This window comes from Bacillus sp. FSL W8-0183 (assembly GCF_038006825.1).
GTDB lineage: Bacteria > Bacillota > Bacilli > Bacillales > Bacillaceae > Bacillus > Bacillus altitudinis.
Map to the genome: position 1 here is coordinate 15,560 of NZ_JBBOVY010000001.1, position 21,751 is coordinate 37,310.

Here is a 21,751-nt window from a genome sequence, read left to right on the forward strand (position 1 = left end):
CTTGACATGCTGTTTCCTAGTTGATAATCTACATATAATATTTTGCCGAAAAGAGGGGGATTTACTAATGTGGGAAAGTAAATTTTCAAAAGAAGGTTTGACGTTTGACGATGTGTTGCTTGTTCCAGCAAAGTCTGAGGTGCTTCCGCGTGATGTCAATTTATCAGTTGAGTTAACAAGCACTTTAAAGCTGAACATTCCAATTATTAGTGCAGGAATGGATACTGTGACGGAATCGCAAATGGCGATTGCAATGGCACGTCAAGGTGGTCTTGGAATCATCCATAAGAACATGTCTATTGAGCAGCAAGCTGAACAAGTGGACAAGGTAAAACGTTCAGAGCGTGGCGTTATTACAAATCCATTTTTCTTAACACCAGATCATCAAGTATTCGATGCAGAACATTTAATGGGTAAATATCGTATTTCTGGTGTACCGATTGTTAATAACGAACAAGATCAAAAGCTTGTTGGGATTATTACGAACCGTGACCTTCGTTTTATTTCGGATTATTCAATGAAGATTAGCGACGTGATGACAAAAGAGGAACTTGTGACAGCTTCTGTTGGAACAACATTAGAAGAAGCTGAAAAAATCCTTCAGCAATATAAAATTGAAAAATTACCTCTTTTAGATGACGAAGGAACATTAAAAGGTCTCATCACCATCAAAGATATTGAAAAAGTGATTGAATTCCCTAACTCCTCTAAAGATGCACATGGCCGTTTAATTGTTGGTGCCGCTGTAGGTGTCACTGGCGATACAATGACTCGTGTGAAAAAATTAGTAGAAGCCAATGTTGATGTGATCGTCATTGATACAGCACACGGTCATTCTCAAGGTGTTCTAGACACTGTATCGAAAATCCGTGAAACGTATCCTTCTCTTAACATCATTGCTGGTAACGTTGCAACAGCTGAAGCAACAAAAGCATTGTTTGAAGCTGGAGCAGATATTGCAAAAGTGGGTATTGGACCAGGATCGATTTGTACAACACGTGTTGTTGCAGGGGTCGGTGTACCACAAATCACAGCGATTTATGACTGTGCAACAGAAGCAAGAAAGCATGGTAAATCTATTATTGCAGATGGTGGAATTAAATATTCAGGTGATATCGTGAAAGCATTAGCTTCTGGTGGACATGCTGTTATGCTGGGAAGCCTTCTTGCTGGTACATCTGAAAGCCCAGGAGAAACAGAAATTTTCCAAGGCAGACGTTTCAAAGTATATCGTGGTATGGGTTCTGTTGCTGCAATGGAAAAAGGAAGTAAAGATCGTTACTTCCAAGAAGATAATAAAAAATTCGTTCCAGAAGGTATCGAAGGACGTACACCGTATAAAGGACCAGTTGTTGACACTGTTTACCAACTTGTTGGCGGTATTCGCTCTGGTATGGGCTACTGTGGAACACAGGACTTACGTACTCTTAGAGAAGAAGCACAATTCATTCGCATGACAGGTGCAGGTCTTCGTGAGAGCCATCCACATGATGTACAAATTACAAAAGAATCACCAAACTACACAATTTCTTGATAAATTGTGACAATCAAATTACATTTGACAGGGTCTATGACTCTGTCTATTTTTTTTGTCTTTATTGTGATAAAATTTATACTGTTGTGTCGAAATAAGCCCTTGTGGATTAAATATATATGAAAAACGTCGAAAAAAGATGAATACGGAGGTATGACGATTGAACAGCAAGATGTTGAAACAGCTTATGGTCTCTATCCTTGCATTGGCATTGATTGTTACTGCATTTACCCCAATGTCTAAAGCAAAAGCGGCTGAAGATCCATTCAATGTGAATGCGAAAGCAGCCATCCTTATTGAAGCTTCTACAGGTAAAATTCTTTATAGTAAAAACGCAGAACAAAGACTGCCTATTGCAAGTATGGCAAAGATGATGACAGAGTATCTATTACTAGAAGCGATTGCTGAAGGCAAAGTGAAATGGGATCAAACATATACGCCAGATGATTACGTGTACGAAATTTCTCAGGACCGCAGTTTATCCAATGTTCCATTGAGAAAAGATGGTTCGTATACTGTCAAAGAACTTTATCAAGCAACGGCTATTTATTCAGCAAATGCAGCAGCAATTGGTCTAGCAGAGGTAATCGCTGGATCAGAATCAAAGTTTGTTGAAAAAATGAATGCAAAAGCAAAAGAACTTGGTTTAACCAATTACAAATTCGTGAATGCAACTGGATTAGAAAATAAAGACTTACATGGCAAACAGCCAAAAGGTACGGGACCTGATGAAGAAAGCGAAGTTTCCGCAAAGGATATGGCTTTGCTTGCACAGCATCTCATCAAAGATCATCCAGAAATTCTTGAAACAGCAAGCATCGCGAAAACAAAGTTCAGAGAAGGCACAGATGACGAAATGGACATGCCAAACTGGAACTTTATGCTTAAAGGACTTGTGAAAGAATATGAAGGCGTAGACGGTCTGAAAACGGGCTCTACTGATTCAGCTGGTTCTAGCTTCACAGGTACAGCAAAACGTGGTGACATGCGTGTGATCGCAGTTGTCCTGAATGCTAAAGGAAATCTTCATACAGCTCGTTTTGATGTGGCGAAAAAATTGTTCGATTATGCCTTTAAAAACTTCACGATGAAAGAAATGTACAAAAAAGGCCAACAAATCAAGGGACATGAAAACATCGAAGTCGATAAAGGGAAAGATAAAGAAGTACCCATCGTGACGAAAGAAGCTTTCTCTGTACCGGTTAAAAATGGTGACGAGAAGAGCTATAAAGCGAAAGTAAATATTGATAAAAAGAACCTAGAAGCTCCTATTAAAAAAGGAACAAAGGTTGGCATGCTGACGACTTCTTATTCTGGTGATGAGAAGGACTACGGCTATTTGAGTAAAGACCAATCAGGTGTTGAGCTTGTGACGAAAACAGGTGATGAAAAAGCAAACTGGTTCATCCTTGCAATGCGTGGTGTAGGTGGATTCTTCGCTGGCATTTGGGGAGGAATCGTCGACACAGTAAAAGGTTGGTTCTAATAAAAAAACTGCTCTCTATATGTGAGAGCAGTTTTTTTTATCGTTAAAAGAAAAGAGATTGTTTGTGGTTTTGAGGTGTAGACAAGGCCTGCTGAAAAATACCACATAACTTTTCCATACCTTCCGTCAGTGCCTTTTCATTCACATAAGAAAAGCTAAGGCGTATATAATTCTGCTTCGGCTCCCCAGGATAGCAGACAGAGCCAGGCAGGAAGGTGATTTGCTGCTTCCGTGCCTCATGTAATAGGGCACGTGTATCGACCCAGGAAGGAAAGCTAAGCCACAAATTGAGCCCGCCCTGTGGGATTTGCCACGTGACGTCCTTTGGCGCATGCTTTGTCAACACATCCATCATCAAATCGCGTCTCACCTTCAAGGCAGTTCTTAATTTTTTCGTATGATCGATCATTTTCTTGGAAGTGAGAAACGGTAAGATCGCCTTTTGGGTGAGAAGCGGGCTCCCTAAATCATTATTGGCTTTTGCAGCTAATAAACGGTTAAATATAGAGCCTGACGCTGTAATAATTCCAATTCTGCATCCTGGAGCCAGTGTCTTGCTTAATCCTCGTAAATAAATGACGTGTCCATCGTGATCTAGGCTTTTAATGGGTGCCGGCGGCTTCTTTTCAAAATAAAGCTCACGATAAGGATCATCCTCTACAATGAGACAATCAATGCTTTGTGCCAGTAAAAGCAGCTGTTTTCTTCGTTTCATCGACATACTAGCACCTGTAGGACTGTGAAAAGTAGGAATGGTATAGATGAGCTTTGGTTTATATTTATCACAAATGCTTTGAAGCTGTTTCATGTTCATTCCTTCATGATCGACAGGAACCGTAATAATTCGTGCCCCCCTCCCCATAAAGACATCAATTGCGCCTGGATAAGTGGGCGCCTCCATGACAACTACATCATCTGGCCCGATAAATGTACGTGCTACTAAATCAAGCCCTTGCTGAGAACCGCTAGTGACAAGGATATTTTCAGGAGTAGAAGGAACATCTAATTTTTCTAGAAATGATTGAATGACCTGACGAAGCTGAAGGTCACCTTGTATTTCACCGTATTTTGACATGATTTGAGGATGCCGGGCTAGGACATGCTGCATTTCTTTTTCTAAATACCGGTTAGGTAAAAGACCAGGATCAATCATAGAGGAAGAAAGATTAATGGCTTCTTCGACATAGTGATACTGAGCGAATTGAGACCTTGGTAAATAATCAGGGATCGATAACTGCCAATCGAAAGAAGTAGATGATTGAACCGGGATGTCAGTTTGCTCATGCTGCTCATTCACAAACGTACCTTTCCCTTGTACAGTCGTTAAAAATCCGTCGTCCTTAAGCCGTGTATATGCTTTTGCCGCTGTGACAAGACTTACATTTAGCTGTTTCGCTAGATCACGTACAGTCGGCAGCTTATCGCCTTGCTGAAGCAGACCTGATTGAATGTGATCAACGATGGAAAAGTAAATCTGATTCGAAAGAGATGTATCTGAATGTCGATGGATATCAATATGCATGAAAATCCTCCAATGGGTGTGGAATTGTTATAGATGGTTTCGAATTGTTATAGATGCATTATAACATGTTAATAACACTTAAAAGAGGGAATGATGCCTTTTTAACTATGAAACCTTGATATATAAGGGTTCCTTCTTTTTTATGAGCTAATTGAATTGTTATACTATTCTCTTTATTGTTATACTCTATCGCTTGTATGATAAAGGTGTTGAATCAATCGAATAGACAAATGGGAGGAAACAATTGTGAGCAATAAGGGAACTGAACGAGTAAAACGTGGAATGGCAGAAATGCAAAAAGGTGGCGTCATTATGGATGTCGTCAATGCTGAGCAGGCAAAAATCGCAGAAGAAGCAGGCGCAGTGGCAGTGATGGCACTAGAACGGGTACCAGCTGATATCCGTGCAGCAGGCGGTGTTGCCCGTATGGCAGACCCAAGAATCGTGGAAGAAGTACAAAATGCAGTAACGATTCCAGTCATGGCAAAAGCACGTATCGGCCACATCGTGGAAGCTCGTGTTCTTGAAGCACTTGGTGTTGATTATATTGATGAGAGTGAAGTGCTGACGCCCGCAGATGAGGAATTCCATTTAAATAAAAATGAATACACGGTTCCTTTCGTATGTGGCTGCCGTGATTTAGGTGAGGCGACTCGTCGTATTGCAGAAGGTGCATCTATGTTGCGTACAAAAGGTGAGCCTGGTACAGGAAATATTGTAGAAGCTGTTCGTCATATGAGAAAGGTCAATGCTCAAATTCGTAAAGTTGTCGCAATGAGTGAAGATGAATTGATGACAGAAGCCAAGAATCTAGGCGCACCTTATGAATTATTGCTTCAAATTAAAAAAGAAGGCAAATTACCGGTTGTAAACTTTGCTGCTGGAGGTGTTGCAACACCAGCAGATGCAGCACTAATGATGCAGCTTGGAGCAGATGGTGTATTTGTCGGCTCTGGTATCTTCAAATCAGACAATCCAGCTAAGTTTGCAAAAGCAATTGTAGAAGCAACGACTCATTTCACAGATTACCGTCTAATTGCAGAGCTTTCTAAAGAGCTTGGAACAGCGATGAAAGGAATTGAAATTTCAAATCTATTGCCAGAAGAGCGTATGCAAGAGCGTGGCTGGTAATTAAGGGAGCGCAAACGAACATGCTAACAATTGGTGTACTAGGGCTTCAAGGAGCGGTGAGAGAGCATATTCAATCGATTGAAGCTTGTGGCGCAGAGGGAAAGATCATCAAGCGGGTAGATGAGTTAGAAATTGTTGACGGTCTCATTATCCCTGGTGGTGAAAGTACGACGATGAGAAGACTCATGGATACGTACCAATTCATTGAACCGATTAAAGCGTTCGCTGCTCAAGGTAAACCGATATTTGGGACTTGTGCCGGTTTGATTATGCTGGCAAAGCATATAGAAGATCGAGAAGATGCTCATCTTGGACTGTTAAATGTATCTGTTGCACGTAATTCGTTTGGCAGACAGGTAGACAGCTTTGAAGCAGATGTAGAAGTGAAAGGACTGGATGCGCCGTTTACAGGAGTGTTCATCCGTGCGCCTCATATCATCAGCGCAGATGAGAGCGTAGAGGTCATGGCTGAGTATGACGGCAGGATTGTGATGGCGAAAGAAAACAATATCTTAGGTTGTTCTTTTCATCCAGAGCTGACAGACGACCATCGGTTAACACAGCTGTTTGTTGAGATGGTGGAGTCCTATAAAACGAAGCTTGCTGTATAAAACGGTTGAAAAGAGATAAAACTTATAGTACATTAAAATCACAATCAAAGATCGAAAAAGCGTTGACGGGAAATAGTAAGAAGCCCCTCTTTCTCAGAGAGCCGATGGTTGGTGAGAATCGGTGAAAGATGCATTCTGAATCCATCCTTGAGCGAAATGCTGAAACACGAAGTAAGCATTTACGGTGATGCCGTTACAGAGGAAAGAGGAAAGCATGCTTTTGGCGTGTTTTCAATCAGGGTGGCAACGCGAGAGCTCTCGTCCCTTTCATGGGATGAGGGCTCTTTTTATTTTTCGATAAAAAAGGAGTGTTACACATGCTGGATATTAAACAACTGCGCACGGATTTTGATCAAATCAAAGAAAAATTAGCCCATCGAGGCGAAGATTTAGCGGATTTTGATAAGTTTGGTGAACTGGATCAAAAAAGAAGAGAATTAATCGGCAAAACAGAAGTATTAAAGAGCCGAAGAAATGAAGTATCACAGCAAGTGGCTGTTCTAAAAAGAGAAAAGAAAGACGCCGATCACATTATTCAAGAAATGCGTGAGGTAGGCGATGAGATTAAGAAGTTAGATGATGAATTAAGAACAGTAGAGGAAAGCCTGCAAACCATCCTATTCTCAATTCCAAACATCCCTCATGACTCTGTACCAGTCGGTGAAACAGAAGATGACAACATTGAAGTGAGAAAATGGGGCGAACAGCCAGCCTTCTCATTTGAACCAAAGCCGCATTGGGATGTAGCCGATGAGCTGAAAATTTTGGATTTTGAACGTGCAGGAAAAGTGACAGGAAGCCGTTTCGTTTTTTATAAAGGGCTAGGCGCACGGTTAGAGCGTGCACTTTATAACTTTATGCTGGATTTACACGTAGATGAATTTGGTTTTACTGAAGTACTACCACCTTATATGGTCAACAGAGCAAGCATGACAGGAACTGGACAGCTTCCAAAGTTTGAAGAGGATGCTTTTAAAATTCGAGAAGAAGATTATTTCCTCATTCCAACGGCTGAAGTGCCAATTACGAACATGCACCGTGATGAAATTCTTGAAGGAGAGCAGCTGCCAATCAATTATGCAGCATTTAGTGCTTGCTTTAGATCAGAAGCTGGTTCTGCTGGCAGAGATACGCGCGGACTCATCCGTCAGCACCAATTTAACAAAGTAGAGCTTGTGAAATTTGTCAGACCAGAAGATTCTTATGAAGAATTAGAAAAACTAACAAACCAAGCAGAAAAAGTTCTTCAATTATTGAACCTGCCATACCGTGTCATGAGCATGTGTACAGGAGATTTAGGCTTTACGGCTGCGAAGAAATACGATATCGAAGTATGGATTCCAAGCCAAAATACGTATCGTGAAATTTCTTCTTGCAGTAACTTTGAAGCGTTCCAAGCGAGACGAGCAAACATTCGTTTCCGCCCTGAGCCTAAAGCCAAGCCAGAACATGTGCACACATTAAATGGATCTGGTTTAGCAGTAGGAAGAACTGTTGCAGCCATTTTAGAAAACTATCAACAAGAGGATGGAACAGTGATCATCCCTGAGGTGTTACGTCCTTATATGGGAAATAAAGAAGTGATAAAATAAGATGCCGTCATGGCATCTTATTCTTTTTACCTAAACTTCTACAGCTTTTCTAAAATAAGCCGATAAAAGAACTAAAAGCATCTAGGAAAGAAGGAATAACCTTGAATAGGCTTGACTATTATGTTGAAATGGCTCAATTACTCAGAAAAGTTCTAGATGAAAGTGTCCTTTTCGGCATCACTGATACAGAAAAGGTACTTTGCTATTATCCATCGACCACAGTAGATTTTGGCATTAAAGTAGGGGACGCTTTAAACCCAGAGGACCAAAACGTGGCGACGACATTAAGAGGACAAGAATATGATGGGCATTTGCCAGAGTCTTTATATGGTTATGAAATTGCTGTAAAAGGTTATCCGATTTTTGATGAAGATAGAAAAGTGATTGGCTCTTTTTTAGTGGCTTTTTCACATCATCGTGAGAAGAAATTAAGCGGCTATATGGAACATATCAATAAAGTAGCGAAAGAATTACAAGGTGGAATCGAGCAAATTGCTGCTCATTCTCAAGAACTGGCTGCGACAAGCTTAGAAATTAGTGAGCAGGCCGGAAGAGCAGAAGAGAAATCGGCAAACATTGAAGAAGTCGTCAAAACCATTGGCGGTATTGCGAGACAAACAAACCTGTTAGGACTCAATGCTGCAATTGAAGCGGCAAGAGCAGGTGAAAATGGAAAAGGCTTTGCTGTTGTTGCAGACGAGGTACGTAAGTTATCAGATGGATCAAAGGAAGCAGCTGAAACCATTAATGCATTTTTAAAAGAAATCCAAGACAGCATTGGCACTTTATCTGAAAATATCTCACAAATCAGCAGTTCAACAAACGAACAAGCTAAACAAGTGACAGACTTTACAAAGATTATTGAGTCATTAAATGATTTTAAAGAAGAGATGAATCTTTTTATTGACGAAATTAGACAGGATACGAAATAGATGAACAATCACGAGAGAATCTCGGCAACCGAATATAATGAGTATGAACATAAGTTCCTATTGAAAAGATCGTCATTGATTTGACGATCTTTTTTTGTCTTAAAATGAAGGGAAAGGCAAAATATAAAGAAAAATGAATATCAAACCAATTTTTCTGTATTTTTGAAGAAAAAACTAAAAAAATCAATTTTTTGTTGATTATTTCTATAAGTCATTGGATAATAGGAATATAGGCCTATTTTATAAATGGAGTTTAACAGGATGTTATACCTATTTATTGTTGATGTTGTGTGAGTAGTTGATGATTTCCGAGTCAGGGGAGAAAGAGCGATTGCATGGAAAGATATGCTCTAACGTCTCTATAAAAATAATAAATAAAAAAATATTAGAGAAGAAAACCTTCGATAATGGCAAACTTGTTGAAAGATAAGGACGCAAAGCTACGGGTCTAAGGCTGAAAAGCTACGATCGCCGGGTTACCGAAAAAGGATTGAGAAGTGAGAGGAATAGCATGATAAATTGCTACTCCTCTTCAGAGAGACTCGACAACCTTTTGATCGGGTCTTTTTTGTGCGTAAAAAATAGGAGGAAAGTACTATGAGTAATGAATTGAAATCAGGACTATTGGAGGATCAGATTCGAAACATACTGGAATTGCTCGGGGAAGATCCAACTCGAGAAGGTTTACGTGATACACCGAAGCGAGTAGCAAAAATGTATAAAGAAGTGTTTGAAGGAATCGGAGTCGATCCTGAAACGGCTTTAACGACAACGTTTGAAGAAGAATATGAAGGGATGGTAGTTGTCAAAGACATCAATTATTACACATTTTGTGAGCACCATCTTATACCGTTCTTTGGGAAGGCGCATATTGGCTATATTCCAAAAGGGAGAGTCGTAGGATTAAGCAAATTTGCACGGCTGGTCGAATTGATTTCAAAGCGTCCGCAAGTTCAGGAGCGTATGACACAACAAATGGCGAATGCCATTATGAACGTCTTGCAGCCAGAAGGCGTCATCGTAAGTGTGGAAGGACAACATCTATGTATGTGCGCTAGGGGTGTGAAAAAACCTGGCAGTTCCACAGTCACAACTATTAAAAAAGGTTTATTCAAAGAACAACAATCTTTGGTTCATGAGTTTGAACAGGCTTTGATAAGAGATTAAAAGGAGGGTATCACATGCTTTATTTATCTAGAAAGATGTATTTCTCATCACTTCATTCCTATAGGGTGCAAGAATGGAGTGATGAATATAATCAGCAAGTATTTGGCCCTTGCAGTAACCCAAATGGCCACGGTCATGATTATACACTTGAAGTAATGGTCAAAGGGAAACTTAATCGACAATCCGGGATTGTCGTGAATATCACGGATATTGATAAGGTAGTTAAATCATTTGTAGCAGAAAATCTAGATGGGAAATTTCTGAACATGGAGAACGATTATTTTAAACATCACATCCCTACAACTGAAAATATTGCCACCTATCTTTGGGAATCGTTAGACGGGAAAATCGATCACTGTCAGATTCATAAGATTCGCCTTCATGAAAACAACTTTTTATATGCCGAAAAGGAGGATGGACAAATGGTCCGATTAACACGTAAATATCATTTCTGTACAGCACACCGTTTGCATAGTGAACAACTTAGCGAAGAGGAAAATCAGGAACTCTTTGGGAAGTGCAACAATCCATATGGACACGGTCATAACTATTATTTAGAAGTCACTGTAAATGGGGAGCCTGATCCAATGACAGGGATGATCGCCAATTTAAGCGACATCGACAGTGTAGTAGAGAAAGAGATCATGGAGAAATTTGATCATAAACATTTGAATTTAGATACGGAAGAATTTAAAGACCTGAACCCGACGTCTGAGAATGTAGCTGTCGTCATCTGGGATCTGTTATCTCCGCACCTGCCTAACTTATTTAAGATTGGTCTTTATGAAACAGAAAAGAATTACTTTGAATATTGCGGCCCACAAGAGGATATGAAGTATGGCGCATGATGAACGATTAAAAGGTAAAACAATTTTAATCACAGGTGCTAGTAAAGGAATAGGACAGAAAACGGCTCTTCTCTTTGAAAATGAAGGAGCAAATCTTGTACTTGGATGCCGTAATTATCAAGAAAAACGCAGGGGAAATGTACTCGAACTCCCGCTTGATGTAAGGGATGAACAGTCTGTTCAAGAATTTGCAGCAAGGGCTATTGATGAATTTGGTTGTATTGATGTCCTGATTAATAGTGCGGGATTGGGTGTGTTTGAGAGCGTTCTTGATACGTCCATTGAAGCATTTGATCAAATGATATCAACCAATTTACGAGGATCTTTTCTCACGTCCAAATGTATAGGAAAACATATGGTAGAGAGAAAAAATGGTCATATCATCAATCTTGTATCTGTAGCAGGTACAACGGCTCTTCAAAACTGCGGAGGCTATTCCTCTTCTAAATTTGGTTTGCTCGGTTTAACGAAAGTGATGCAAGCTGAATGGAGGAAGCATGGCGTGCAGGTAACGGCCATCATTCCCGGTGCTGTCAGTAGTGATTTTTGGGAAAACATTGAACCAAAACCAGATCTCGATGCTATGATTCCGACTGAAACGGTGGCAGCCTATCTACTCGGCTTAATTACTCAGCCTCCAGGTGCATACGTTGATGAAATCACGATTATGCCACCACTAGGCATTCTATAGGGAGGGAGCTTTATGAGGCGGCTGATAGATAAAGTTTTCAAAGATCACACGGTTGACAGAGGATTCCAGTCTCTCCCCCTCGATCTTTCATATAAAGAGGTTGAGTATCGTACGAAGAGGGGGTTTCTCGCCAGAAAACTCTGTTACTACACAGGGACAAAGGTAGCAGATGGTGAGGATGTATTTTATAGATCTCTTGTATGTTCTGTCTGTGATGAAAAAAGCGATGGACAAGAATACTTTCTTTTTATGAGTGAACAGATGCTTACGTGGGCAAAGGAGAAAGAGCATAACATACGAGAGAACATTTTGAGAATGAACGTCAAGACCAACTTTCAGAATGCGATGTTAAAGGCCTATGAAATATTTAAAGAAGATTTGTTAGCACCTGAAAAAAGTGGAGTAGCACCACAGTCCTCGAAATGGGAAGAGTGGAAAGTGTACAGAGATGTTATCTTGGCTTCAACTCAAGGGAAATTTCTTCTGGCTTCAGAAGAGGAACTCGTAGGTTTTAAAAAAGGCAGGATATTTTGTGAAGGAGAAATCAAACAGCTGTCTGACATTCCGAACTGTCGCCATAGGGCTCGGGATAGTCTTGAAGCCATGGGGTATAAAAATTCTACGACGATGGGATGGCTTCTTGTTCTCTCTGAAGCCATTACCAATACAATTAAGCACGGTGAAGAAGGAAAGATGACACTTATAGAGGATAAAGATCAAAATGAAATTCGGTTCATTATTGAAGATCGCGGACCCGGATTTTCACTAAAAGAACTTCCTAAGATGACGTTACTTGCTGGTTATTCTACTAAGAAGTCAATGGGACAAGGCTTTACATTAATGATGAAAATGTCAAAACAAGTTTCTTTGTATACGACATCTGAAGGCTCAACGATCATTCTAACTTTTAATAGAGAAGAATTTCCAGGGGATGTAAAAGTAAAGGGATAGAGCACACTGCCTATCCCTATCATATTTTAAAAGGAGTGAAGATGAATGAAAAAGATGGATTCTGTTGTCATTTCAAAAACCATTCATCGAACATTGAAAACAGCAAGATTATTTGATGTTTTTTGGGAAAGATGGCTCGTGCATGGTCTAGAGGAGAACGACCTGCAAGGGGCCAGACCCAATATCCATTCTTTAGAAGGATGGTATAGGACATGGTCAAAGCTTGCAGAAGATAAAGAAAAAAGAGGAAGAGAATTGGAAGTGCTACAAAACTATAGGGAAGCGGAAAAGACTTACCGCCAAGCAGCACTTTATTACATTCTAAACTATTGGATCGATCCCTCTTACTCAGACGCTAAAATGGGTTGGTATCAAAAAAGTTTAGATTTTATGAGGAAAGCAGATTCTCTTTCGGATACAACGACAGTGTATCCGAAACTGTTATTGAAAAATCATATCACCTGTTCGGGCCGAATTAGGGTTCCGAAAAACCCAAAAGGCGTCATCATCATTGTAAACCCTATCGACTCAACCAAGGAAGAGCTTTATTTGTATGAAATGGATTTCTTGCAAAAGGGGTTTATCACTATGAGTTTTGATGGTCCTGGACAGGGAGAGACGTTTATGGTGAATGGTGTAATCGGAACAAGAGCCAGGTGGGAACGTTTTGTTCATCAAGTGATTGATGATGCTAAGAAAACCTATCCTCATCTGCCTATCTATTTATTTGGAATAAGCCTGGCAGCATCATGGGTGCTATATGGGAGCTCAAATAAAAATGTAGATAAAGTTGTAGCTGTTAGCCCAGCGGTCGAACTAGAGCGGATGAATATGCCGAGTTATTTCATGAAACGTATGGAATGTTCATGCATAGTAGATGACAAAGACGAAGAGGAAACAGAAAGGTCGATTCCAAAATTCGATGACATCAAGTATCGAGCGCCTGTACTTGTTTTTTACGGAAGTCAGGATATGATGATAACCAAAAATGAGTTTAGCAGACTATATGAAAATATTTCGTCTGAAAAATTGTTGATTGAATATAAAGAAGAAGGACATGTATGTAATCACAAGTTAAAAGAAATAAGAGACATTGCCTGTAGCTGGTTTTCAGGAGAATTCAACATGAAAGAGGAGCAATGATGAAAGGTAAAAAGATCACCTTAAGGAAACAATTCCTAATAAAAGTGCTTTCCATTTTGTTTATCATCGCCATCATATCTGGAGTAGCGCAACTTTACTATATGAAAGAGCAAATCGTCAAACAGTCACATATTCAGGCAACAGCAGTGGCAAATACGATGATAAGAGGGTTAGAACAAACGGACTTGGCAACATCTACAATTGAAAACCAGATTGATTCAAAGTTGGTTTCTTATGCGAGTCATATCGGTACTCTTTTAAAGGGAAAAAAGGCAACAGAAATCAAACAAGATGAATTAAATCGAATCAAAAAAAAGCTAGGGTTAGCTGGAATTTCCATTTTAAAAGAAACACCAGACGATTTTGTTGCCATTCAATCGACGCAGAAAGCAGAGATTGGCTTTAGTTTTAAAGAATATGGATACTTCGAAGTTGGCAAGCTCTTAATGAGCGGTAAATTACCTAAAGTACCGGGAGCTACGTATACCAATCCATATACACTTGTATTGCCAATTGCCAAATCAGCTTCTCACACGGATCAATCAAAGTTTTTCAAATATGCGTATTACTATGAAGAGGGAACTGATTTTATTATTAACCCATTTATTGAAGCGAACGAAGTCAATCACTACATGGAGAATGTGGGGCCTGAAACAGAAATCAAGAAATTGGTGAAAGACAGTGAATTTGTTGAAGAAATTGGAGTCTTGAATCCAAAAGTAATCGCCAACCCTTCTCTTGAAAAGCAAATATATCCTCCATTAAAAAAAATCGAAGCCGGGAATTTTAAATTTGCCACTGAAAAAGATACGCAAATGCTGACACAATCCAATTTGAAAACGCAAACTTTAATTGAGACTGTGAAAGATAAAAAGTTGTATAAAATGTTTATCCCTTTGAATGAAAATCGTGTTATTTATATTGCACTCGACTATAACAAAATGAGTGGACCGCTTTACCGTTATTCAATCATTCTTATTATTTCTGGTCTTGCCTCACTTGTTGTGCTCTTCCTTTTAACGGCTAGATTCTTTAACCGAATATATGAAAATATTCAAAAGATTGAAAAGCAGATTGCCTCACTTAAAGAAGGCGATTTGACGGTGAAGAGTGAGATCAAAGACGGCAGTGAACTAGAGGTTTTATCTAAAAGCACGAATCGAATGGTAGATAAACTTAATAAACTGATCACTGACACCCAAGAACAAGCTAACAAGACGCAACGACTATCTGTGATGCTTGAATCGGAAGCATCTAATTCTGTAGAAAAAATGTATACATTATCAACGGAATCAACGATTAAATCTAGAGAACAGCTAAATGAAATCATGAATTTTCTTGATGAAATAGGAACCTTTATGAAAAATGCGCCTCAACAAGAAAATGTAGAAGAGATACTAGGTAAAGTAGACGCGCTTAAGAAAATTGCAAAAGATAAAACGGCAGCCACAACAGACATGACCATTACACTTTCTGACCTTATTCAATCACTCCATGAACAGGCGAGTGAGTTATCAGATATTTCTAGATCACTACTTGATTATATGGGCAAATTTAAATTACAAGGAGGAGAGACTGGTGACCGGATTACAGATTAAAAAAGAAGTGCATGAAACGACGACTACTTTGTATTTACACGGCATTTTGGATATCTCTACGACAGGTTCGATTGACCCTTTCTTAGAGGATATGACAATGGTTAAACGGCTAGTGATTGATTTCAGTGGACTAGATTTCATTGATTCGACTGGAATAGGTTCAATCATGAATGCAATTTATCTTTCACAAGAAAAAGATTTTACTTTGCGCCTGCAAGGTGTTGATGAACTCACACATCAAGTGTTTGAAATGGTCGGGCTGTATCAGATTCTAGAAGCCCTCAATGGGGAGGTTGTTTAGTTGTATATGAATAAACTAAAAAACTTCCATGAGAAAAAAGAGCAAGAGGCCGAAGAGCGAACGCTTCAGCGTGAAATTAATATGGCGAGAAACATTCAATCGACTCTCCTCAATGGGGAGGTTCCTTCTTTCGCAGGAGGAAAAGTAGTTGGTTCAACGGTACCTGCACGGCTAATAGGCGGTGATTATTATGATTTTTATCCGCTCTTGAATGGGAAAATAAGAATTGTGATTGGAGATGTGATGGGAAAAGGCATCCCCGCAGCAATGCTCATGATTTTAACTCGTGGTGCTTTTAGAAGTGCTGCCGAAAGAACTAAAGGACCAGGTGATAATCTTACGGCGATGAATCAGGCAATTTATAAGGATTTACGTGCTCTTAAGTCATTTGTTACGTTATTTTGTGCAGATTGGAATCCGAACACGGGGACACTGACGTATGCGAATGCCGGTCATAATATTCCGTTATGGATAAGTGCTAAAACAAAAAAGGTCTCTGAACTTCCGAGAACAAAAGGAATAATGGTTGGAGGTCTACCGAATCAAGTGTATCAAGAAGAATCTATAAAACTTGGCAACCACGATACGATCTTCTTTTATACAGATGGAATTGTAGAAGCCCAAAATGGTAGCAGTGAGCAGTTTCAGATCGAACGATTGATTGAAACGTTAACTGAGAATCAGGAAAAGCCTGTGGTTGAGATAGAGAAATGCGTGATGAATTCAATACATCAATTTACGGATGGTACGCAGCAGAAAGATGATATCACGATGGTCATTTTAAAAGTTGAGAGAGAACAATCAGACAATCCCAGTCTGGATTCATCTAAATGTATGAAATAAATGGGGGTGATTTTGTGCAAAACATCATATCAAAAGGGAAAAATATAAAAGAAGCCATCTCTATTGGACTCGAACTGATGGATGCGACAAAACAAGAAGTGAATATTGAAATACTTCAGCAAGAGACGAAGGGATTCATGGGTATTTTAGGAAAACAAGCTGTTGTCAAATTGACACGAATGACCGCAAAAAATCCGCAACCTGAGCTGAATGTGTTGGATGAGTTTGAAAAAATGATTGAAGACGAGCAGTCCCCTTTACCGGAATTTGAGAAGGTAAGTGAGGAGGAATCATCTCTATTATCTGAGCTTGAAATATATAGAATGAGAAAACTGCAAATGGAAGAATTATCAGGAAAAGTATGGGTAGAAGACGGTAAACTTAAATGCAAATCTTCCCCTAACAATTTTCCAATGGTTACAATTGGTGAAGGTATTCAATTAATGAAAGATAATCAACTTGTAAAAGACAAAACACTCATTGTTTCAGAAGCGCACAACTATGCGGTGAAAGTGGAAGATGAAGTGAGAGAAACCCGCTGGTCCATCAAGATGGATGCAAGTAAATTAAAAGTAGAATTGAAGGTAGATCCAGGATATACGCTTAGAAGATCAATTCAAGATACTGCCCCCGAACAACATATTGAGCTTAAGGTAGAAGAAAAGAAAGAGATTGTCAACACTTTACAATATGCCGACATTATGATGAAGCTTGAAGAACTGCGAGTAATCCATGGTTTTTATCAAGATGAAATCATTAAAGCAACTCAGACAAATACTGAAGGAACATTTCTCATTGCTGAAGGGATAAAAGCACAGCCAGGAAAAGATGGTTGGGTTGAGTTAATAGTGAATGTAGACGATATAGCTGAAGGACCTAAGGAGACAACAGGCGGCCGAGTAGATTTTCGTGAAACCAAGACGCTTTCAAGTGTGGAACGTGGACAAGTGGTGGCTATCATCCATCCTCCTGAACCTGGAAAAATGGGTTATACCGTTACCAATGAACCGCTTCCGGCAAAACAGACACATCCAATTACCGTGCGTGCGGGTGATGGTATAAACGTGGTAGATGACAAAATTGTCGCGACTTCATCTGGACGGCCTCTGTTAGAAAAACGGGGTAAATTGGTTCGAGTAGCTATTCTTCCAAAACTGATTCATAAAGGAAATGTTGATTTGGCATCAGGGAATATCCGGTTTAAAGGAGACGTTGAAATTTTTGGTGAAGTGGATGAACGGATGGTTGTGAAAGCAGAAGGGGACGTGACAGTTCATAAGACCATCACAAACGCTACAATCACTTCCGCTGGAGCGATCGTCACTTATAGTAACATCATTAGTTCCGAAGTTTCAGCGGGCAAGAACAATCTTTTAGTGGTCGAGCTAGGCGATCTGCTAGGAATTCTTTATCGGGATACAGAACAGATTATTTCTGTCATCAAGCAACTAACCTTATCACCTGGATTCAAATCGAGTGATTTCGCAAGAGGTGGATTGCAGCCATTGATTCGGATACTGCTCGAAAAGAAGTTTAATAATTTCCAGGTGAGAGCAAAAAATTATGTCGAGATGGTTCGCCAAAATGAACATGATCTGTTCGATGATGAATGGAAAGAGGTATCTTTAGCAGTAACACAGTTATTTCTGTCAATCACCAAAGAAGTGATATCTATAGATAGAATAAAAGATTTAACAGTAAAAATGAAAGAACTGTACGAACAAAGTCAGGCCACAGTAGATTCTAACACGTATATTGCGATTCCTAATGTTTTAAACAGCCAATTATATTGTAGCGGCAACATCATGATACATGGACAAGGAACGGTGAACTCCAAAATCCATTCAGGAGGCAAATTGATGATCAGCGGCAATATTCGTGGAGGGGAAGCCTATGGAAGATTGGGAGTAGAAGTGAATGAAGTCGGTGCAGAAAGTGGAAGACCAACTCTTATTTCTGTTCCAGACGATCAAACAATCATCATCAAAAAGGCCATGGAAGGAACCATCATTCAACTCGGAACCATAAAGCACATTTTTAATCAAACAACTGACAACGTTTGTGCTCGACTTGATCGAGATGGAATGCTCATACTACATTATTAATTCGTTCTTGGAGGAATGCGTCATGATTTTATATTCAACAGAAGAAAAAAATGGGGATCTTGAAGTTAAAATTCAGGGGGATCTTGACATTGATAGTACCGAAATCTTTGATGAACAACTTCTCCCGCTTTTAGAAAATTACCAAACAGTTAACTTAAACTTCGAGCAAGTACCTTTCGTTGACTCATCTGGTATTGGACTTTTAATGAATACAGTCCAATCACTTGGAGAGAAAGGGACAAAGGTTACCATTTCTCATGTTCAGAAAGAAGTGAAAGATATCTTCGAACTTCTTCAAATTCCAGATATTTTTGGTGATGGTGTCGTTTTATAATAAATGGATACGTAGAAAATGAAAAAGCAGCCTTTATATGGTTGCTTTTTTAGCGTATTAATCGAGCCAGAATGGCTTTTGAATTTTTTTTCGAAAAGATGTTGACTTAAAATAAGATGATATGATATATTAATTCTTGTCGATACGGAGGAATACCCAAGTCCGGCTGAAGGGATCGGTCTTGAAAACCGACAGGGGTGTCAAAGCCCGCGGGGGTTCGAATCCCTCTTCCTCCGCCATATTGATTTTACCTTAGTTGAATTGAAACGCATAAAAATTGGAAATTGTCAAACCGCTGCATTCGAGAAATGCAGCGGTTTTTTTTATTTTGTGTTAGAGCGATTTTTTTGAATAACAGAAGCAATTTCATGAAGAATTGGATCAAGTGAGCTTTCATCATGAAGTAAGTCATAATCTTCAATATTAATTTTAATCACAGGGCACAGATTAAATTGTTCGATCCATTCTGTATATCGAGTGTACATTTCTTCCCAATATGCTCGATCGGTTTGAGTTTCCATCTCTCTCCCGCGCTCTTCAATACGATGTAATATATGATCTAAATCCCCATGTAAGTAGATAAGGACATCTGGGTGAGGGAAGTAAGGTGTCATCACCATCGCCTCAAATAGACTCGTATACGTTTCATAGTCTACCTCTGACATGGTACCTTTGTCTGCGTGCATTTTAGCAAAAATACCAGTGTCCTCATAAATGGACCGATCTTGTACATAACCTCCACCAGACTCGAAGATTCGTTTCTGCTCCTTAAAACGTTCAGCTAGAAAATAGACCTGTAAATGAAAGCTCCATCTTTGGAAATCTGAATAAAAAGGCTCTAAGTATGGATTATCATCTACTTTTTCGAGAGAAGTTTGAAACCCTAGCTTGTCCGCTATTGTTTTCGTCATGGTCGATTTTCCGACACCAACTGTCCCTGCAATTGTAATGACAGCATCCTTTGGTATTTCAATATTTTTCATAGTACTTGCTCCTTTATGTTCTGTACAATTTGCTGGTAATCTTGCTGTGAGGAAACGAAGTCTGTATGATCGCCTTCAATTGTAATGATAGGAAGACCTGGGTCAGTTTGTTTTAAATGCTCGATGGCCAACTCATAATCTTCAATCAGGGTTTTTAAATAAGCTGGATCAATGTCTTCTTCAAAAGATCGGCCTCTCATCTTTATTCTATCAAGTAAGGTGGGAAGGCTGGCTTTTATATAGATCATGGCATTTGGTTTAGGAAGATCATCTGTCAGCAAGTGATAGATCTTTCTGTATTTATCCATGTGCTTTTTAGATAAGGTTCTTTCTGCAAAGATCATATTTTTATAGACATGATAATCAGTGACAATCGGCTGCTGTTTTTTGACATAGTTCTCTTCAATAGATTCTAACTGTTTAAACCGATTGCATAGAAAGAACATCTCAAGCTGAAAGCTCCATTGTTCCATATCTGCATAAAATTTATCTAAGAATGGATTTTCTTCTACAATTTCTTTTACTAAAGGAAATTGAAATTCCTTTGAAAGCATTGTAGCCAAGGTTGTTTTTCCGGCTCCAATTGGGCCTTCCACTGCAATAAAAGGGGCAGGATACATAGGCGTTCTCCTCTATCTATAAAGTTGTCAAACCAATGTATATTGTACCATACCCCTTCTGAGAGATAGAGCGTATGAATTACGATGTCGTTCTTTTTTCAATATTAAATTGATCTGATAACAACAACCAGTTTTGTGGGAAGGATAGACCTAATTTCCAGTAAGCAATTCCATTTAGGTTTAACTCTTTAATGAGATTAAATTTGGCTTGAATAGATCTTGCATCTTCAAACCAAACCTCGTGTTCTTTGTTGTTAGCATCTGTATAACGGAAATAAGGTGCTTGTGCTGTTTCGTCATATAAAATGGATACATTATTCTCTCTAGCAATGGCGATCGCTTGTTGAGGGCTGACGGCTTTGGCGATAGGGCCTCCTTGAACATAAGGGAGTGTCCAATCATATCCATATAAATTCTGCCCCATCACAATTTTATTGGCAGGTATGACAGTCAGTGCATATTCAATGACTTGGCGGACAGGGCCGATCGGAGAGACGGCTTGTGCAGGCCCGCCGCTGTAGCCCCACTCATAAGTCATTAGCACAACATGATCAACAATCTTTCCAATTGCTTCATAGTCATGCGCCTCATACCATTTTCCTTTCTGTTCACTGCTTGTTTTAGGAGCGAGTGCCACAGAAATAGTCCAACCCTGTTGATGAAAACGAGTTGTTGCTTCTCTTAAAAATTGAAGGTAGGCTTCTTTATCAACAGGGCGTAAATATTCAAAGTCAAAATGGATTTCTTTTAATTGATACTTTTGAGCAACGCGGACGATTTCATTTAATAATGTCGTTTTGACAGATTGATTTGTTAAAAGGATTCGCCCGAGTTCATCACTAAATTTATCATTCTCTAGATTTGTGACTACCATGGATAAAACCGTTCTGCTTTGAGCGGCAATCTGAGGCAATTGATCTAATGGTGGCTCGCGAAGTGTTCCGTCTCTTTGCGCTTGAAAACTAAAAGCGCCGAGATGTGTTAAGTATGGAGATGCCTCTCTGGCTGCTTGCTTTAAATTTTCGCTGACTTGGTTTCCGCGTGGTTCTATATAAGCATTAGAATTAATATTTCTTTTCGGTCTTTGTGGAATATAAAGCAAAAAACGAACAGGCAATATGGCTTCAGGACGAATCCGATTCACACGTGCCAATTCTTCTACCGAAATTTGAAATCTTCTTCCAATTTGATAAAGTGTATCATTTTGTTTGACCTCATAAAATTGACCTCTAATAGGGATGACAATTGTTTGTCCAACGACTAGTTGATTTGGTGTTTCGATGTCGTTGGTCCGAATGATTTCATTTACCGTTGTTTTAAAACGCATGGCAATCTCATTTAACGTATCTCCTCTTTTGA

General features: G+C 39.4%; 19 protein-coding genes, 1 tRNA gene, 1 pseudogene, 1 riboswitch and 1 other annotated feature. Of the genes and pseudogenes, 17 read left to right on the top strand and 4 right to left on the bottom strand.

The annotated features are described in order from the left end of the window. Positions 1-67 precede the first annotated feature (67 nt). Positions 68-1,534 (top strand): IMP dehydrogenase, encoded by a 1,467-nt coding sequence (gene guaB / locus NSQ64_RS00070; RefSeq protein WP_277519819.1) that lies wholly within the window; start codon positions 68-70, stop codon positions 1,532-1,534. 160 nt (positions 1,535-1,694) lie between these two features. Further along, entirely contained in the window at positions 1,695-3,020 is a 1,326-nt protein-coding gene (locus NSQ64_RS00075) for a D-alanyl-D-alanine carboxypeptidase family protein (RefSeq protein ID WP_024719575.1), read from the top strand. Positions 3,021-3,063: 43 nt separating this feature from the next. Here the strand turns inward: NSQ64_RS00075 and pdxR are convergent, their stop codons facing one another. After that, positions 3,064-4,542 (bottom strand): MocR-like pyridoxine biosynthesis transcription factor PdxR, encoded by a 1,479-nt coding sequence (gene pdxR, locus NSQ64_RS00080; protein ID WP_008342034.1) that lies wholly within the window; start codon positions 4,540-4,542, stop codon positions 3,064-3,066. A 246-nt stretch (positions 4,543-4,788) separates the two neighbouring features. Between pdxR and pdxS the strand changes: the two genes are divergently transcribed. From pdxS to NSQ64_RS00155, 15 genes and pseudogenes are all read left to right on the top strand, one after another. Next, positions 4,789-5,673 carry a pyridoxal 5'-phosphate synthase lyase subunit PdxS gene (gene pdxS, locus NSQ64_RS00085; RefSeq protein WP_024719576.1) on the top strand — a complete coding sequence of 295 codons (885 nt, stop codon included), beginning with the start codon at positions 4,789-4,791 and terminating at the stop codon, positions 5,671-5,673. Positions 5,674-5,693: 20 nt separating this feature from the next. Beyond that, positions 5,694-6,284 carry a pyridoxal 5'-phosphate synthase glutaminase subunit PdxT gene (gene pdxT / locus NSQ64_RS00090; protein ID WP_135009453.1) on the top strand — a complete coding sequence of 197 codons (591 nt, stop codon included), beginning with the start codon at positions 5,694-5,696 and terminating at the stop codon, positions 6,282-6,284. Between the two features lie 53 nt (positions 6,285-6,337). Beyond that, positions 6,338-6,553, top strand: a binding site (T-box leader). Positions 6,554-6,601: 48 nt separating this feature from the next. Beyond that, positions 6,602-7,876 (top strand): serine--tRNA ligase, encoded by a 1,275-nt coding sequence (serS, locus tag NSQ64_RS00095; RefSeq protein WP_008342028.1) that lies wholly within the window; start codon positions 6,602-6,604, stop codon positions 7,874-7,876. A 596-nt stretch (positions 7,877-8,472) separates the two neighbouring features. After that, a pseudogene (locus NSQ64_RS20940) lies at positions 8,473-8,808 on the top strand (methyl-accepting chemotaxis protein); the annotation flags it as partial. Positions 8,809-9,207: 399 nt separating this feature from the next. Then, a riboswitch (cyclic di-GMP riboswitch) is annotated at positions 9,208-9,292 on the top strand. Positions 9,293-9,405: 113 nt separating this feature from the next. Further along, positions 9,406-9,975, top strand: a complete 570-nt coding sequence (gene folE / locus NSQ64_RS00105; RefSeq protein ID WP_341014496.1) for a GTP cyclohydrolase I FolE — start codon at positions 9,406-9,408, stop codon at positions 9,973-9,975. Positions 9,976-9,989: 14 nt separating this feature from the next. Beyond that, positions 9,990-10,823 (top strand): 6-carboxytetrahydropterin synthase, encoded by an 834-nt coding sequence (locus tag NSQ64_RS00110; RefSeq protein ID WP_047947215.1) that lies wholly within the window; start codon positions 9,990-9,992, stop codon positions 10,821-10,823. Further along, positions 10,813-11,514 carry an SDR family oxidoreductase gene (locus tag NSQ64_RS00115; protein WP_341014498.1) on the top strand — a complete coding sequence of 234 codons (702 nt, stop codon included), beginning with the start codon at positions 10,813-10,815 and terminating at the stop codon, positions 11,512-11,514. The genes NSQ64_RS00110 and NSQ64_RS00115 overlap by 11 nt, the downstream gene beginning before the upstream one ends. 12 nt (positions 11,515-11,526) lie before the next feature. Continuing rightward, positions 11,527-12,465 carry an ATP-binding protein gene (locus NSQ64_RS00120; protein WP_341014500.1) on the top strand — a complete coding sequence of 313 codons (939 nt, stop codon included), beginning with the start codon at positions 11,527-11,529 and terminating at the stop codon, positions 12,463-12,465. Between the two features lie 45 nt (positions 12,466-12,510). Then, positions 12,511-13,608, top strand: a complete 1,098-nt coding sequence (locus tag NSQ64_RS00125) for an alpha/beta hydrolase (RefSeq protein WP_341014502.1) — start codon at positions 12,511-12,513, stop codon at positions 13,606-13,608. Then, positions 13,608-15,206 carry a methyl-accepting chemotaxis protein gene (locus NSQ64_RS00130; protein WP_341014504.1) on the top strand — a complete coding sequence of 533 codons (1,599 nt, stop codon included), beginning with the start codon at positions 13,608-13,610 and terminating at the stop codon, positions 15,204-15,206. Before NSQ64_RS00125 ends, NSQ64_RS00130 begins: the two co-directional genes overlap by 1 nt. Further along, a complete protein-coding gene (locus NSQ64_RS00135; RefSeq protein ID WP_341014507.1) occupies positions 15,187-15,507 on the top strand; it encodes an STAS domain-containing protein in 321 nt (106 codons plus the stop codon). The genes NSQ64_RS00130 and NSQ64_RS00135 overlap by 20 nt, the downstream gene beginning before the upstream one ends. Positions 15,508-15,513: 6 nt before the next feature. After that, a complete protein-coding gene (locus tag NSQ64_RS00140; protein WP_341018207.1) occupies positions 15,514-16,350 on the top strand; it encodes a PP2C family protein-serine/threonine phosphatase in 837 nt (278 codons plus the stop codon). Positions 16,351-16,364: 14 nt separating this feature from the next. Next, the gene (locus NSQ64_RS00145; protein WP_341014509.1) at positions 16,365-18,455 is read left to right on the top strand and encodes a FapA family protein; all 2,091 of its coding nucleotides are present in this window, start codon (positions 16,365-16,367) and stop codon (positions 18,453-18,455) included. A 22-nt stretch (positions 18,456-18,477) separates the two neighbouring features. Continuing rightward, on the top strand, positions 18,478-18,789 hold the full coding sequence (locus tag NSQ64_RS00150; RefSeq protein ID WP_268418684.1) for an STAS domain-containing protein: 312 nt from the start codon (positions 18,478-18,480) through the stop codon (positions 18,787-18,789). Positions 18,790-18,935: 146 nt separating this feature from the next. Then, a tRNA-Ser gene (locus tag NSQ64_RS00155) sits at positions 18,936-19,028 on the top strand. Between the two features lie 84 nt (positions 19,029-19,112). Here the strand turns inward: NSQ64_RS00155 and NSQ64_RS00160 are convergent. The 3 genes from NSQ64_RS00160 to NSQ64_RS00170 all read right to left on the bottom strand — a co-directional run bounded on the left by NSQ64_RS00160 (position 19,113) and on the right by NSQ64_RS00170 (position 21,719). Continuing rightward, the gene (locus NSQ64_RS00160; protein WP_281215977.1) at positions 19,113-19,772 is read right to left on the bottom strand and encodes a deoxynucleoside kinase; all 660 of its coding nucleotides are present in this window, start codon (positions 19,770-19,772) and stop codon (positions 19,113-19,115) included. Continuing rightward, positions 19,769-20,392 (bottom strand): deoxynucleoside kinase, encoded by a 624-nt coding sequence (locus NSQ64_RS00165; RefSeq protein ID WP_039170337.1) that lies wholly within the window; start codon positions 20,390-20,392, stop codon positions 19,769-19,771. The genes NSQ64_RS00160 and NSQ64_RS00165 overlap by 4 nt, the downstream gene beginning before the upstream one ends. A gap of 79 nt (positions 20,393-20,471) precedes the next feature. Next, a complete protein-coding gene (locus NSQ64_RS00170; protein WP_234703937.1) occupies positions 20,472-21,719 on the bottom strand; it encodes a glycoside hydrolase family 18 protein in 1,248 nt (415 codons plus the stop codon). Positions 21,720-21,751 lie beyond the last annotated feature (32 nt).